General features: G+C 69.7%; 13 protein-coding genes. 3 read left to right on the top strand and 10 right to left on the bottom strand.

Annotated elements, in window-relative coordinates; genetic code table 11:
- Positions 1–6: 6 nt before the first annotated feature.
- Positions 7–516, bottom strand: a complete 510-nt coding sequence (locus tag BLS95_RS55475; protein ID WP_176993066.1) for a hypothetical protein — start codon at positions 514–516, stop codon at positions 7–9.
- 67 nt (positions 517–583) lie between these two features.
- Positions 584–1,780 carry a WD40 repeat domain-containing protein gene (locus BLS95_RS07655; protein ID WP_143043618.1) on the bottom strand — a complete coding sequence of 399 codons (1,197 nt, stop codon included), beginning with the start codon at positions 1,778–1,780 and terminating at the stop codon, positions 584–586.
- Positions 1,781–2,002: 222 nt separating this feature from the next.
- Between BLS95_RS07655 and BLS95_RS07650 the strand changes: the two genes are divergently transcribed.
- On the top strand, positions 2,003–3,139 hold the full coding sequence (locus tag BLS95_RS07650) for a hypothetical protein (protein ID WP_218135645.1): 1,137 nt from the start codon (positions 2,003–2,005) through the stop codon (positions 3,137–3,139).
- Between the two features lie 66 nt (positions 3,140–3,205).
- On the opposite strand, the gene BLS95_RS55470 is transcribed toward BLS95_RS07650, so the two are convergent.
- Complete coding sequence (locus tag BLS95_RS55470; RefSeq protein ID WP_176993065.1) at positions 3,206–3,376, bottom strand: hypothetical protein; 171 nt, start codon at positions 3,374–3,376, stop codon at positions 3,206–3,208.
- A 244-nt stretch (positions 3,377–3,620) separates the two neighbouring features.
- Here BLS95_RS55470 and BLS95_RS07645 point away from each other — a divergent pair, with 244 nt between their 5' ends.
- Positions 3,621–4,442, top strand: a complete 822-nt coding sequence (locus BLS95_RS07645; RefSeq protein ID WP_090930169.1) for a hypothetical protein — start codon at positions 3,621–3,623, stop codon at positions 4,440–4,442.
- Between the two features lie 69 nt (positions 4,443–4,511).
- Here BLS95_RS07645 and BLS95_RS07640 read toward each other — a convergent pair whose 3' ends face one another.
- The 5 genes from BLS95_RS07640 to BLS95_RS07620 all read right to left on the bottom strand — a co-directional run bounded on the left by BLS95_RS07640 (position 4,512) and on the right by BLS95_RS07620 (position 9,113).
- Entirely contained in the window at positions 4,512–5,258 is a 747-nt protein-coding gene (locus tag BLS95_RS07640) for a DUF4097 family beta strand repeat-containing protein (protein ID WP_143043617.1), read from the bottom strand.
- 258 nt (positions 5,259–5,516) lie between these two features.
- Positions 5,517–6,356 carry an LLM class flavin-dependent oxidoreductase gene (locus BLS95_RS07635; protein WP_281249958.1) on the bottom strand — a complete coding sequence of 280 codons (840 nt, stop codon included), beginning with the start codon at positions 6,354–6,356 and terminating at the stop codon, positions 5,517–5,519.
- Positions 6,353–7,183, bottom strand: coding sequence for a GNAT family N-acetyltransferase (locus BLS95_RS07630; RefSeq protein ID WP_176993064.1), 831 nt, complete (start codon positions 7,181–7,183; stop codon positions 6,353–6,355). The genes BLS95_RS07635 and BLS95_RS07630 overlap by 4 nt, the downstream gene beginning before the upstream one ends.
- 111 nt (positions 7,184–7,294) lie before the next feature.
- Complete coding sequence (locus BLS95_RS07625) at positions 7,295–7,642, bottom strand: STAS domain-containing protein (RefSeq protein ID WP_090930166.1); 348 nt, start codon at positions 7,640–7,642, stop codon at positions 7,295–7,297.
- A gap of 34 nt (positions 7,643–7,676) precedes the next feature.
- On the bottom strand, positions 7,677–9,113 hold the full coding sequence (locus BLS95_RS07620) for an LCP family protein (protein ID WP_090930165.1): 1,437 nt from the start codon (positions 9,111–9,113) through the stop codon (positions 7,677–7,679).
- Between the two features lie 81 nt (positions 9,114–9,194).
- On the opposite strand from BLS95_RS07620, the gene BLS95_RS07615 reads away from it, so the two are divergent.
- Positions 9,195–10,211, top strand: coding sequence for a glycosyltransferase family 2 protein (locus BLS95_RS07615; RefSeq protein ID WP_090930164.1), 1,017 nt, complete (start codon positions 9,195–9,197; stop codon positions 10,209–10,211).
- A 30-nt stretch (positions 10,212–10,241) separates the two neighbouring features.
- On the opposite strand, the gene BLS95_RS07610 is transcribed toward BLS95_RS07615, so the two are convergent.
- Both BLS95_RS07610 and BLS95_RS07605 read right to left on the bottom strand, forming a co-directional pair.
- The gene (locus tag BLS95_RS07610; RefSeq protein ID WP_245764907.1) at positions 10,242–11,978 is read right to left on the bottom strand and encodes a CDP-glycerol glycerophosphotransferase family protein; all 1,737 of its coding nucleotides are present in this window, start codon (positions 11,976–11,978) and stop codon (positions 10,242–10,244) included.
- A gap of 26 nt (positions 11,979–12,004) precedes the next feature.
- Positions 12,005–13,258, bottom strand: coding sequence for a bifunctional cytidylyltransferase/SDR family oxidoreductase (locus BLS95_RS07605; protein ID WP_090930162.1), 1,254 nt, complete (start codon positions 13,256–13,258; stop codon positions 12,005–12,007).
- Between the last annotated feature and the right edge of the window lie 37 nt (positions 13,259–13,295).

Genomic DNA, 13,295 nt, shown 5'->3' with positions numbered 1-13,295 from the left:
TATCGATCAGTCGCTGCCGCCCCGAATCTGGGTGCAGCGTGGGAGGTCCTGGATGCCGCCGCCTTCCGGGATCATTCCCCAGAGGAAAGGGACCAGATATCGAGGCGGTTCGCCGAGGAGCTCGGTCAGGTCGTCCTCGGTGATGGTGAGGGCGAAGGCCGGGCCTGGTCGCCGCGATTTCCATCCCTGTTCGACGGCCCGCCGGACGCATCCGCTGACGAGGACGGGACGGACCGCGATCGTTCGCTCGCCTGCCCAGTTGTCCGGCCGGGCGCAGGGGAGTGACACCACGAGAACGCATCCGGGTTCTTCGGCTCGTTCGACGGCGAACGTGAGCGGGCTCCAGCTGTTGCCCTGGCTGTAGGACGGCCGGTGGCTGACACGCCAGCGATAGGCGGTGCCGTCAACGGTGATGAGCCTCGTGCCCTTTTTCGGCATGGCCACAGCCGCCTCCAAGCTCTGGTTCTGTGCGCCAGGGAATGGCGCGAGACGCCCGCGAGCGTAATCGCCGCCCATCGAGGTGATCAAGTTGTTTTCGCAGCTCCGGTCGGTGGCATGCGGGAGAGCCCGCGGCGACCCGGGGTCATCGTCCCTTGCGTACGTCGCCGAGTGAAACCGCCTGGCCGAGCTCCAGCGGGAGTTGGCGGAGGCGCTGGGAATCGCCGGTCCGAACATTGACCCGGTAATAGCCGAATGAGCCTCCACCAGGCTCTGGAGCCTCGGCGTTGACGATGTACTCGTCGGTGTCGAGCCAGCCGTGCCCGATCGCGTCGCTGGGCTCCGACAGGAGCCGAAGTTCGAGCTTGCGTACGATTTCGCCGGTCTCGGCAGCGCGGAGGACGAGAAATTCCTTGCCGTCCTCGCCGAAGGTGGTGAGCACCTCGGGAAGCATTCGGCCGTCCGGGGAGAGGTCGCCCACGAAATCGCCGCCCGGCCATTCGGCGGTGACCGAACCCCGGCGATCCAGGATGGTGACGGTGCCGTTTTCTCGGCAGACTCGTCGAGCCGCGATCACCTCAGCGGCTCTGCTCACGCCGAACACCTGGCAGAAGCCGGGCAGCGTGGTGGTCCGGCCGGTGGCCGACTCGGTGATCAGCAGCCGCGGCCGGTTTCCGGAGAACGCGAGCGCGTAGAAGGCGCCGTCGGGGGAGACCTCCACACTCAGCAGGTCGTTGAACGCCTTTGCGTCGAGGGGCGGGGAGATGGCCGTACGTTTTCCGGTACGCAGGTCCCATCCGAGGTACCGCTTCCACGTGTTGCTGAAGTAAGCGATGGAATGGCCGTCCGGGGTGATGGCCAGCGGCACGCCCCGAAGCTCGCCGGCAGTCGTTCGGACCTGGCTCGCCGCGTCGAAGAGGGGGATGTCGCTGGTGCAGTCGTCTTCGTCGGTGTCGAATCCGCCGCAGCCCACGCCGTACGGGATGTTCAGCTCCCGCTTGCCCTCGCCTCTCCGGTAGTTCACGTGCAGGTGCCAGTCGGTGCACGTCACCAGTTCCGGTTCGGCGCCCTCGGGTTTGGTGGGCATGGAATCATGGCAGGCCGAATCTTCGGGAACGAATGCGTACTGAACTGGTGGCTCGAATGGGCCGGGTTTCCATTCCGGGCTCGCGGCGGGCTTGTAGTTGAGGTCGAGATAGACGAAGGCGGCGCCGGCCGCGCAGGCGAGAAGCAGGGCCAGAATGCGGGTCCGCCGGGTCGTTCCGGGGCGCGCGCGGGGGCGCTCGGGCGGAATCTCGGGCTCGGGCGAGCCGTCAAGATCGGTGTCGATGGATGTCGTCAAGCTCCTCATGCCTCCCCGTCCGATATCGGGAAATGTGAGAGGGCAGTTACGGCGACATATCAATCGATCCCGGCCCGAGGCTGTGGGCGACCGTGAGGCGAGGGTCGGCGGCGGGCTTCCGGTGATCTTCACTGGTAGTTCGCCTGTTTGTCGGACAGCGGCATTTGGTCGGTATAACGTCGGGTTTCGGCATGATCATTAACGGAAGACGGGTACCGGAACATGCGCAAAGTCCTGACCTTCGCCCTGGCCGCCACCGCCTCGCTGGGCCTGATCACCCCGCCGGCCGTCGCGGACGACCGCCGGCCACGGGAGTTGCCGAACGAGATCTACGGCGGCGCCTGGGCCTCCGGTCACGTGCAGGGCATCGCCATCGACCAGCGCAAGGGGTACATGTACTTCTCCTTCACCAACCTTCTGGTCAAGACCGACCTCAAGGGCAACCCGGTGGGCTCGGTGACGGGCTTCACGGGGCACCTCGGTGACCTGGACTTCAACACCAGGGACGGCCGCGTGTACGGCTCCCTGGAGTACAAGGCGCAGGAGTCGTTCTACATCGCGATCTTCGATGTCGACCGCATCACCAGCATGAACATGGACGCCCAGACCAGCGACGTGGTCAGCACGGTCTACCTGAAGGAGGTCGTGTCGGATTACGTGGCCGACATGAACGGGGACGGCACGTTCGACGGCAACGTGGGCAACACTCCCGATCACCGGTACGGGTGCAGTGGCATCGACGGGGTCTCGTTCGGGCCGGAGTTCGGGAACAAGCACGGCAAGCAGCGGCTGACCGTGGCCTACGGCGTCTACGCCAACACCACCCGGTCGGACAACGACCACCAGGTGCTGCTCCAGTACGACATCGACACGTGGAAGACGTACGAGAAGCCGCTCACCGAGAGCGCCCCGCACAAGAGCGGTCCCCAGCGGGTGGACGGCAAGTATTTCCTCTACACCGGCAACACGACCTACGGGGTGCAGAACCTGCAGTACGACGAATACACCGGCAACTGGATGATGGCCGTCTACAAGGGCACCAAGCCGCAGTTCCCCAATTATTCGTTCTTCATGGTGAACGGTGCCACGCGGCCGAAGAAGGGCGACATCGTGGGGCAGCCCCGGCCCGAGCGCGGCGAGTTGCTCACACTGGCGCCGGGTGGGCTTCAGGACGCGGGCTCGGGCGTCAGGGGCTGGGAGTTCACCGGTGAGTACGGGCTGATCTCGCTGGGCGGTGGGCGTTACTACGTCTCCAGGGCAGGCACGGTCGAGGAGAACGGGGTGACCAAGCAGACCAGCCACGCGCAGCTCTACCGCTGGACCGGGCAGGCGCCGACGCCCTTCGAGAAGCTCGGCTGACAGGCGTCGTAGCTCCTGCGGCGTCGAGGTTGGTCAGGATGGCGGCCGGGTCAGGGCCGCCATCGGTCAGACGTCGGCGAAGTGGCAGCCTGCGCCCTGCGGCGTCCGGACGACCGTCGCGTCGGGCGCCGGATCGGCGGCCTGGGCGGGCGGGGTGGCCAGGGCCAGGGTGGCGAGAACGGTGGCGGCGCACGCGGCCACCCGCCGGACGGGCCCGGGAAGCTGGGGGGTCTTCATGGCACCTCCATGAGATCACTCGACAGCCCCATCGTGGATGCTGGGGCGCGGAATGTCCACCTGCCGGTCACTTGAGACCGTACCGCCCGGGGGGCCGCCGCCCAGCCGGAATCCTGCCAGGCCCCCACCGGCGAGGCGTGATGGCTTGTCCTGTCATGACAGGTTGCCAGCGGGCCGTCAGGAACTGCTGTTAGGGTCGGTCCCCATCCCCATGAACACGTAAAGAAACCTGTATGGGAGGGTCATGCGGACCACGAGGAAAGTCGCAGTCGTCGCATCTTTACTGGCCGGTGTCGCGGCTCCGGCCGTGGCGACGGTGCCCACCGCGAGTGCCCAGGCGGCCCCGGCCTGGTACGCCTACCACAACGTCAGCCCCGCCCAGAGCGAGGCTCAGGTGAAGAGGCTCAAGGCCCAGGGATATCGGCCGATCACGGTAAACGTTTCCGACGGTGAGCGGTACGCGGCCGTGTGGCTCAAGGACGGATCGTCGACCGAATGGGGCATCTGGCAGGGCATGTCGCCCGGCGGGTTCCAGAAGCGGTTCGATGCCGGGTTGAAGGACGGGGCGCAGCCGGTCTCGGTCTCGGCCACCGGGTCGGGCGACTCCGCCGTTTTCACCGCGATCTGGGAGAAGAAGGGCGGCAGCTTCCTCACCAAGTCGAACCTCACGCCGGAACGGTTCGGCGCCGTCAACAAGCAGGCCGTCGCCCAGGGGCTCGCGCTGACCTCCGTGGACGCGTACGGCACTCCGGGTGACGTCCGCTACGTGGGCGTGTGGACCGCCAACACCGGTGGAGCCTGGTACTACACCTACGGCTACTCCCGGCAGAAGTACGAGGCCGAGTTCCGGGCCAGGAAGGCCAAGGGGTTTCGGCCGGTCAAGGTGGCCGTGGCGCCCGACGGCACGTACACGGCCGTGTGGCGCAAGGACGGGCGCCGGTACGCCAACTACATCGACATGAGCAGCTCCGGCTACCAGGTGCGGTTCAACCAGCTCAAGGACCAGGGGCTGCATCCCGTTCAGGTGAACGCCGAGGGCGGCAAGTACGCCGCCATCTGGGAGTGAGCGGGAGGCGAAGGCAGGTGGGCAGGTGACCGGCGCGAGGACAAGTCTCCCCGGGTCGGTCACCTGCCATCAGGAGCCCGCGCGATCGCCGCGGGCCAGGATTTGGACGTCTCCCGTGGTGCTGCGGGCGACGATGGTACGGGGGCTCTTGGTGTCCTTGAGCTCGGAACGGTCCTCGCCCTCCTTGCTCGCGGTCGTCACCGCGTAGGAGTCCCTCGGCACCGTCGCGGTCACCCGGCCGTCGCGTGACTGCAGGTCGAGGTTGGTGGGCGGGCTGTCGAAGGTCACCTTTATGGCGCCGTCCGAGGTCCTGCACCTGACGTTCGCCGACCTCAGCCGCTCCCCGGTGATCGGGCCCTCGCTCAGCAGGCGCAGCTTGCCCGAGGCGCCCGACACCTGGATGTGTTCCCTGGTGGACACGTCCACGTCCTGGGTGAGGTCTTTCAGGATGACGCCGTCCACCGTGTCGATCGACAGCCGTACGCCGGGCGGGACCTTGACGTGGTAGCGGGCGCCGCAGTCGCCGAGGATCATGGTGCAGTTCGCGCCGAGCCGGAGGGTGCCGTCCCGCAACGACCAGGTGGCGTTGCCCTCGCCGGCGGCCTTGCCGCGGACCCACCGCTCGACCACGACGGCTCCGCCGGTGCCCGGCAGGACGCGGAGGCCGCCCAGCGAGGATCTGATCTTCAGCTCGGTCCCGGTGAAGGAGAACGACCGGGCGGTGTGGACCTCGTCCGCGTCCAGGTCCACCCCGCATCCGCCCGTCGCCAGGGCCACCACCGATGCGCATGCCGCGAATATCGCGATTTGCCTCATGTCAGCGATCGTGGCCGAGCGCCCGGCCCCGGCCATCGGCCATCCGACCGACCCCCATCGGCCATCCGGCCACCCTCCGACACCCGCCAGAGATCACGCCGGGGGCCAGGAAAGGCAGGCGCAGCGAGGGTTACAGGGCCGAGGACCCGGCGGTCTAGGAAGGCGGCTGGGGGGGTGAGTTGCAGGGCCGAGGATCTGGTGGTGCGGGCCAGGGCCGAGGGCTGGGGTGAGCTACAGGGCCGAGGAACTGGAGGGCGCTTACAGGGCCGACAGGAGGGCCTTGATGTGGGGGAGTGGGTCCGTGTCGATCGGGCGTACCACCACCGTGTCCGCCCCGCCCGTCCACAACCTCCTGACCTGCCCCGCCGCCTCCTCAGGCGTCCCCACCGCCATCGTCACCTCTTCCACCGGCACCCCGAGGAACTCGGCCTGGCCGGCCGCCACCGAGCGGGCGGCCGTGGCGGCGTCCGGGCCCGTGTGGAGGTAGGTGAAGACGGCCAGCTCGTGATCGTCCGAGGCCCCGATCCGGTCCCGGATGCCGGGCAACTGCGCGGGCCCGGTGCCCTCGGGCACGATCGTGCCCTGCGCGACCCGGCCCGACAGCGCCAGCGAGCGCGGTCCCTTCACCCCGCTCAGCACCGGCGGCGGCTCGGCGGGCGGGTGGACCAGCGACACCCCGTCCAGGTGGACCGCCCGGCCGTGCAGGGTGACCGTCTCGCCGCGCAGCAAAGCGCGTACGGACGTGATCGTCTCCTCCAGCAGCGCCAGCGGCGACGGCACGGCGGCGCCCACCTGGCGCATCCAGCCGGGCACGCCGTGCCCGATCCCGGCCGCCAGCCGCCCGGGGTGCAGGCGGGCCAGGTTGGCCAGCTCCATCGCCAGCAGCATCGGGTTGCGCAGCGGCGCCGGGGTGATGCCTATGCCCACGCGCAGCCGGGAGGTCACGGCCAGCGCGGTGGCGGCCGAGGAGACGCCGCCCGTCCAGCCCAGGTCCTCCACCACCCACAGGTCGTGCACCGTGGTCTCGTCGAGCGCCCTGGCGAACGGGATGAGCCCCTCCGGCGGCAGATCCCGGTCGTACATGACCCCGAGCCTCACGATGACCTCCAGTAGTAGCGGAACACCCGGCCGACCTCCGAGTATCCCGCACGCAGGAACGCGTTCGCCGTGGGCACGTTGGCCACGTCGGTGGCCGCGACGATGCGTTGCAGGCCGGCCTCCGCCAGCGTACGGGTGCCCCTGGCCAGCAGGTCGTCGACGTAGCCGTGGCCGCGGTGCTCGGGCACGACGCCGATGTAGGCGATGGAGTGGTCGTCGGGCGCCACCAGGCCGACGGGGGAGTCGCCCAGGTAGCCGATGACGAACCAGCTCGGCTTGGCCTTGCGGTTGACCAGGTCGTCGTACATCCATCGGGCCTCGTGCGCCGCGCCCGCCGTGGCGACCTCGACCCGCGTGTCGTGGTCGAGCGAGCCCTGCGAGATGCGTACGAGGAGGTCGAGCACCTCGCCGGGCTCCATGCGGAGCGCGGGGCGGTAGGTCAGCCGGCCGGGGTCCGCCGGGAGGTCGCTGCCCGCCACCCATTCGAGCGACAGCCGCTCCACCTCCATGGCGAACCCGGCCAGGGTCAGGGCCTCGTGTTCGACGGCACGGTCGACGACCGGGTGGAGTCCGGGCCGGAGGGAGATGTCGTGAATCATCTTCTTCAGCCCCATCGCGTGCAGGCTGCGGCGCAGCAGCCCGGCGGCGGTGGCGGGGTCCGGTCCCGGGTCGAACGGCCAGATGATCACCGGCTCCGCGCCGGCGAAGGGAGCCCAGAACGACAGCCGGGCCTGGCCCTCCGCGAAGCACCACTCAGGCCGGCTCCTGCCCTCGTCGAACGCGGCGACGAGCTGGGAGCGCGCGGGCTCGGGGAACAGGTCGAACAACGTGAAAGCCTCCGCATCTGTGGGGGCTCTCGCGACAGCATGGACCATGGGGCCGTGGCGAGGGTGTGCCCGTGATGACAAAGACCATGATCTCAAACGGTGCCTGGTTCGTCAGGCCGCGCTGCCCATGGCCGCACGTGCCTCCGCGAGGGATTCGCTGGTCTCGAAGTGGCGGTCGAGGTTGGTGATCGTGAGCAGATGGCGGATCATGCCGGGCGCGAGAACGACGATCATGCGGCCTTTCCGGCGCTTGACCTGGTTGTGCAGGCCTACCAGCACGCCGAGCCCGACGGAGTCGCAGAACGGGACCTCGGTGAAGTCCAGGATCAGGTTGAGCGGGCCTGAGACGGTGGTCGCCTGCTCCAGCTCGGCTCGCAGGCGGGGGGCGCCGGCCACATCGAGGTCGCCCGTGACCTGGATGACCGTGCAAAGATCCTCTCGCCAGTGCCTGACCACCATGGCCTCACCTGTCCGAGCTGGCCCAACGTTATATCTATTTCTTACATATATTCTCCATTGCCGTTTTGGTGGTCGCTGTAACACTCGGCTTGGCGGACGGGGTGGCGGTCGCCTGCCGTTTCCGGATCTTCGGCTGATCGCGGCCGACGATGACCTCGATGTCCTTGACGTCGGCCTTGCGGAGCTCGGCGCCCGGAATGGCGGAGGCCACCAGCTTCGCCGCCGCCTCGTCGCCCTCGCCGTAGCGGACGACGGTCTTCTCGTAGTCCGGTTCGGCGGCGTTGCCGGCCTTGTCGGGGACCTTGAAGCCGTACGCGACCAGGGCTTCCTTCGTGCGGGCGCCGAGACCGGTGATGACGGTGCCGTTCGTGACCTCGATCGTGATCCGCTCCGGCGTGAGCGGGGGTGCGGTCGGCTTCTTCGAGGGGGTGACGCTCGGGGTGGGCTCGGCGGCCGGGTCCTGGTCGGCGTTGATCCGGGTGAACAGGTCGCGGGCCGCCTGCTGGTCCCACAGCACCGCCGACTCGCCGGTGGGCGCCTTGAAGTCGACGTCCGACAGCGGCACCTCGGCGAACTTCACGTCGCCCAGCGAGACGTCCCTGAGCTGGGTGGCCAGCCCGATCAGCCCGTCGTCGGGATCGACCTTGACCGTGCTCAGCGTCGAGTTGACGAACGAGGCGAGCTTGCCCGGGTTGGCCAGCGTGTCGGCGCTCAGCGCCCGGTTGAGCAGCGCCGAGATGACCTGCTGCTGCCGGTCGATGCGGTCGAGGTCGGAACGCGCGGTGGCCCGCGTGCGGGCGTAGCCGAGCGCCTGCACTCCGCGCAGCTGGTGGGTGCCCGCGCGCAGGTCGAGCCCGGTCTTGGGATCGTTGATCGGTACGGGCGTGCAGATGGTCACCCCGCCCAGCGAGTCGACGACGTCGATGAAGCCGAGGATGTTGACCTCGATGTAGCGGTTGATCTGCAGCCCCGTGGCGGCCTCGACGGTCTGCTTGGTGAGCTTGGGCCCGCCGAACTGGTATGCCGAATTGATCTTGTGGTCGCCCTTGCCGGGGATCGTCGTCCAGGTGTCGCGCGGCAGGCTCACCACGGTCACCCGGCGGTGGTCCTCCGACAGGTGGATCACCATCATGGTGTCGGTGCGCTGACCCGCCTCGCGGCCCAGCTTGAGCTGGTTCTGCTGGCGGCGCGTCAGGTCGTCGCGCTTGTCGATGCCGACCAGCAGGATGTTCTCGGCGCCGCGGGAGGGGGCGGTCACGCCGGCGTCCACGGTGCCGATCTGGCGCGGGGTCGCCCACACCACGCCGGTGGTGATCAGAACGCCGGTGGACATCAGGCCGGCGATGATCACGTTGCGACGGCGGGCCCTGGCGCTCCTGAGCGGTCTGCGAGGGCGGCTGGGGAGCTTGACACCGCCGTAGGCATCGCCGCCCACGAGCACACCGGCGTCCTCCTCGCCCGGGTCTCGCATGCAGTCCCCCTAGTGTCACCGTGGAGGATCGGCCTTTCGATTGCCCTCCTGCCGTGGTCGTACAGTAGCGTGAGCCCCGCCATGAAGCAGTTCCCCGACTCGCCGCACGCGCCGGCGGAGACGCGCGGCTGGCCCCCCATCTCCGTCATCATGCCGGTCCTCAACGAGGAGCGGCACCTACGCGAGGCCGTCGATCAGGTCCTCGCCCAGAGCTACCCCGGCGAGATCGAGGTCGTCCTCGCCGTGGGTCCCTCCCATGACCGCACCCAGGAGGTCGCCGACGCCATCGCGGCTGCCGATCGCCGGGTGACCGTGGTGCCCAACCCGACCGGTCGCACTCCCAACGCCCTCAACGCCGCCATCGCCGCCTCCCGTAACGACATCGTCGCCAGGGTCGACGGGCACGCCATGCTGCCCCCCGACTACCTGCGCGTCGCGGTCGAGACGCTGGCGGAGACCGGCGCCGACAACGTGGGCGGCGTCATGGCGGCCGAGGGCATCACGCCCTTCGAGCAGGCCGTCGCCTGCGCCATGACCTCCAAGATCGGTGTGGGGGCGGCCGCCTTCCACGTGGGAGGCACCGCGGGTCCCGCCGACACGGTCTATCTCGGCGTCTTCCGCCGCTCGGCGCTCAACCGGGTGGGCGGCTACGACGAGCACTTCCAGCGGGCCCAGGACTGGGAGATGAACCACCGGATCCGCCAGAGCGGCGGCCTGGTCTGGTTCCAGCCCCGGATGCGCGTCTCCTACCGGCCCCGGCCCAACGTCAAGGCGCTGGCCAGGCAATACTTCCACTACGGCCGCTGGCGGCGGGTGGTCTCGCGCACCCACGAGGGCACGATCAACCTGCGCTACCTGGCGCCGCCTGCCGCCGTGCTGGCCATGCTGCTCGGGCTGGTCGTCGCGCCGTTCCTGCCGCTCACGCTGATCGTCCCCGGCGGCTACGTCGCGGCCGTCGTGGTGGGCTCGCTGGTGACGGGCAGCGGGCTCCCGCCGGCGGCCAAGCTGCGACTGCCGGTCGTCTACGCGACCATGCACTGCTCCTGGGGCTGGGGCTTCCTCACCAGCCCAAGGAAGCTGGCCAGGACACCGCGTTGACGAGCCGCGAGGACCCCATCGGTGTGATCGTCATGTGCTCGCGAAGACCCGCTCGATCGCCGCGTTGAACCGGGTGAGCGCGTCCGGATACTCCGGCCCGAGCAGATGGCTCTTGAGCTTGGCCCTGGCCCGGGCCAGCGTGTCCTCCCCGTCGAGGAGGTTCGCGAGCCCGGCCAGGTCCGGCCCGAGCAGCACGCCCGCCTCGGCGCTGGGATAGCGCTCCAGGAAGGCCCGTTCGGGCAGCCCGGCCACGTTGGTGACCGCGTACGGCTTGTCGCTGGCCAGGAAGTCGCTCACGACGCTGGAGATGTCGCTGATCAGCAGGTCGCACTCGTTGAAGCAGTCGTAGAGGTGCGACTCCTGGTCGGTGACGACCAGGTGCCTGATCTCGGACGTCTCCCCCGGCGCGCTCGACGGGTGCCTGGCCTTCGACTTGGCCAGCTCGCGCGCCTCGATCATGGCCACGATCTTCCGGTGCGCGCGGGTGGCCCGCTTGTCGCGGTGCCCGGTGAGCGGGTGCGGCTTGTAGATCACGCGTACCGCCGGCCGGTGGTCGAGCAGCGCCCGTACGATGCGCGGGCCCATGGTGAGCAGCGAGGTGTGGAACAGGTCGTCGTTCCAGCCTTCCCAGGTCGGCGCGTAGAGCACGGTCCGGTACGGCAGCCCGGGCCCCGCCGTCGAGATGCCTTCGAGCTGCGGCCTGCCGACCTCGTGAACGCACTCGTCCCTGACGCCCACCCTGGCCCGCCGGTAGCGGTCCCGGCCCGCGGGACCGGCCACCCACACCTCGTCGTACACGCGCGAGAACGGGTTGAACGACGCCTCCTTGTCGCTGTCCCCGTGGTTGAGGAACACGCTGCGCAGGCCCGGGATGCGCAGCATGTGGACGTTCCTGCCGACGTTGGCCACGTACAGGCAGAGTTTCGCGCTCGACAGGGCGCGGAAGCTCATCAGGTCGGCCGAGGACGGGATGCACAACATCGGCAGCGTGGTGGACTCCAGGTGCGTGGCCATGCCGCGCTCGCGCAGCACGACGACGGCCCGCCGGTCGATGCGCTCCAGGACGGGGAGCCACATCCTGGCCTGGTAGGCGGCGGCGGTGGCGCCGGAGAAGTACAGGATGACCTCGGGGCGATAGTCCTCGACCTGCCTGCCCACGACCTCCAGGACCCTGGCCGCGTCGGTGAGGGGGGTGGCGCGGCGCACGTACGGGATGAGCGCGAGCGCCCCCGCGCTGCCCAGCAGGAACGCCAGCCCGGCGCCGAGCGCGGCCGGGACCACGCCGGCGGCGGCGCCGACCACCGGCAGCGCGTCCAGGTAGAGGAAGGGCACGCTGCGGGCGTCACGCAGGTGGCGAGGCGGCATCCGCGGGATGCGCAGCGCTGAGACGTCGATGTTGCGGGTGGTCACCGGCATCTTGCTGAGCATCTGCCGGAGCCGCATGGCCAGCCCCGTGTGCCCGGCCCGCGCCACGTGGATCGCGAACATGCCGGCCGCCAGCCCCACGAACCACCACGACTCCGGTCCCGCGGTCCGGGCCACCAGCAGCAGTGCCATGGTCTCCCTGGCCGCGAAGCGCACCGTGATCCCGAGGTGCACCTTGCCCAGCAACTCGGGCAGGGGCCTGGCGAGGTGCGGGGCGGCGTACTCGACGGCGTAGGAGAGCACGGCGACCGCCCCGAACACCGCCGGCGCCGGCCAGAGCGCCGACACCAGCAGCACGGGGTAGCAGCAGAACAGCGCCGCGATCACGATGAGTCTCCTCATGTGAACGCACGGTAACAACGATCAGGTCAAGCGCCGTCCACGCGAACGTCTATGACCTGCCCTGATAGGTCGGAGATGAGGATGTCCAGTGAGGTCTGCGCGACGAGGAGCGGAGACGCGGCGGTATTGACGCAGTTGACCCGGATGCCGTCGGCGGCCCATTCGCGGGCCAGTGCCCGGGTCAGCCCGGTCAGCGCGGCCGCGGTGGAGGCGTGCAGCGCGCCGGAGCCCCGCGGGACCTGCAGCAGCAGGCTGCCGCGCAGGTGCGGGCGGGCGGCGCGGGCCACGTTGAGCGCGCCCAGGTGGTCGACGCCGGCCGCCTCGTCGGCGAGCCCGTCCAGATGGGCGGCGACCGGCGCGCTGACCACGTGGTCGACGCCGCCCACGCCGTCCAGCGCCTTGGCCACCGAGTCGAAGTCCTCCACGCGCACGCCGTCGGCCCTGGAGAAGGCGTGCACCCGGGCGCCCTGGGCGGCGGCCAGCTCCGCGGTCTCCGTGTCGCCCAGCACCACCACACTCTGGCCGGCGAGCGCCCTCCGGTCGCCGGCCGGCACCGCCTTGGGCAGCTCGAAGAGCAGCTCGGCGATGTGCAGGTCGGCCGGGTGGGTGACCTTGATGTTGTGCTCGCTGCCCGGCACCAGGTGGATCGGCACGTCCGGCAGGTAGCGCAGCACCACGCCGCAGTCATCGGTGGCCGGCCGGCGGCCGAACTCGGGGTCGGCGAACGCCCGCTCGTAGGCCTCCCTGATGACCGACAGCCGGAAGCACTGCGGCGTCTGGCTGCGCCGCAGCCGCGACCGGTCCAGCACCTCGCCGATCACCTCGCCGTCCGGCACCGGCTCCGCCACCAGGACCGTGTCGGAGCTCGGGATCGCCACGTTGACGGCCTGGTGAGTCTCCAGCGCGCGTACACACTCGGTGATGATCCGCGGCTCCAGCAGCGGTCGCACGGCGTCGTGCAGCAGCACGTCGCACTCCTCGTCACCCAGCGCCCGCAACGCCCGCCAGGTGCTCTCCGTACGGCTCGCGCCGCCGTCCACGATCTTGCTGACCTTGCGGTAGCCGCCGCGCTCCACGATCTCCCTGATCTGGTCGGCGTAGCCCGGGGTCATCAGCACCACGATCTCGTCGATCTCCGGCGCGGCCTCGAACACCGCCAGCGAGTGCTCGATGATCGTCCGGCCCGCCACCTCGGCGAGTTGTTTGGGCCTGCCGAGCCCGGCCCGCTGCCCCACGCCGCCCGCGAGCAGCACCCCGATCGACCGCAGCCGTGAATCCATACCGGCAGCGTAACGGTCCTGTTCCGTGATATCGCGC

Origin of the sequence: Nonomuraea jiangxiensis (genome assembly GCF_900099965.1) — a bacterium.
GTDB classification, from domain to species: domain Bacteria; phylum Actinomycetota; class Actinomycetes; order Streptosporangiales; family Streptosporangiaceae; genus Nonomuraea; species Nonomuraea jiangxiensis.
This window is presented reverse-complemented; position numbering and strand designations above follow the sequence as displayed.

What these genes read in the sequence shown, in the direction of transcription:
- BLS95_RS07620 (WP_090930165.1), bottom strand. Translation starts at nt 9,113, where the DNA reads ATGCGAGACCCGGGCGAGGAGGACGCCGGTGTGCTCGTGGGCGGCGAT.
- BLS95_RS07615 (WP_090930164.1), top strand. Translation starts at nt 9,195, where the DNA reads ATGAAGCAGTTCCCCGACTCGCCGCACGCGCCGGCGGAGACGCGCGGC.
- BLS95_RS07610 (WP_245764907.1), bottom strand. Translation starts at nt 11,978, where the DNA reads ATGAGGAGACTCATCGTGATCGCGGCGCTGTTCTGCTGCTACCCCGTG.
- BLS95_RS55475 (WP_176993066.1), bottom strand. Translation starts at nt 516, where the DNA reads ATGGGCGGCGATTACGCTCGCGGGCGTCTCGCGCCATTCCCTGGCGCA.
- BLS95_RS07640 (WP_143043617.1), bottom strand. Translation starts at nt 5,258, where the DNA reads ATGAGGCAAATCGCGATATTCGCGGCATGCGCATCGGTGGTGGCCCTG.
- BLS95_RS07645 (WP_090930169.1), top strand. Translation starts at nt 3,621, where the DNA reads ATGCGGACCACGAGGAAAGTCGCAGTCGTCGCATCTTTACTGGCCGGT.
- BLS95_RS55470 (WP_176993065.1), bottom strand. Translation starts at nt 3,376, where the DNA reads ATGAAGACCCCCCAGCTTCCCGGGCCCGTCCGGCGGGTGGCCGCGTGC.
- BLS95_RS07605 (WP_090930162.1), bottom strand. Translation starts at nt 13,258, where the DNA reads ATGGATTCACGGCTGCGGTCGATCGGGGTGCTGCTCGCGGGCGGCGTG.
- BLS95_RS07650 (WP_218135645.1), top strand. Translation starts at nt 2,003, where the DNA reads ATGCGCAAAGTCCTGACCTTCGCCCTGGCCGCCACCGCCTCGCTGGGC.
- BLS95_RS07625 (WP_090930166.1), bottom strand. Translation starts at nt 7,642, where the DNA reads ATGGTGGTCAGGCACTGGCGAGAGGATCTTTGCACGGTCATCCAGGTC.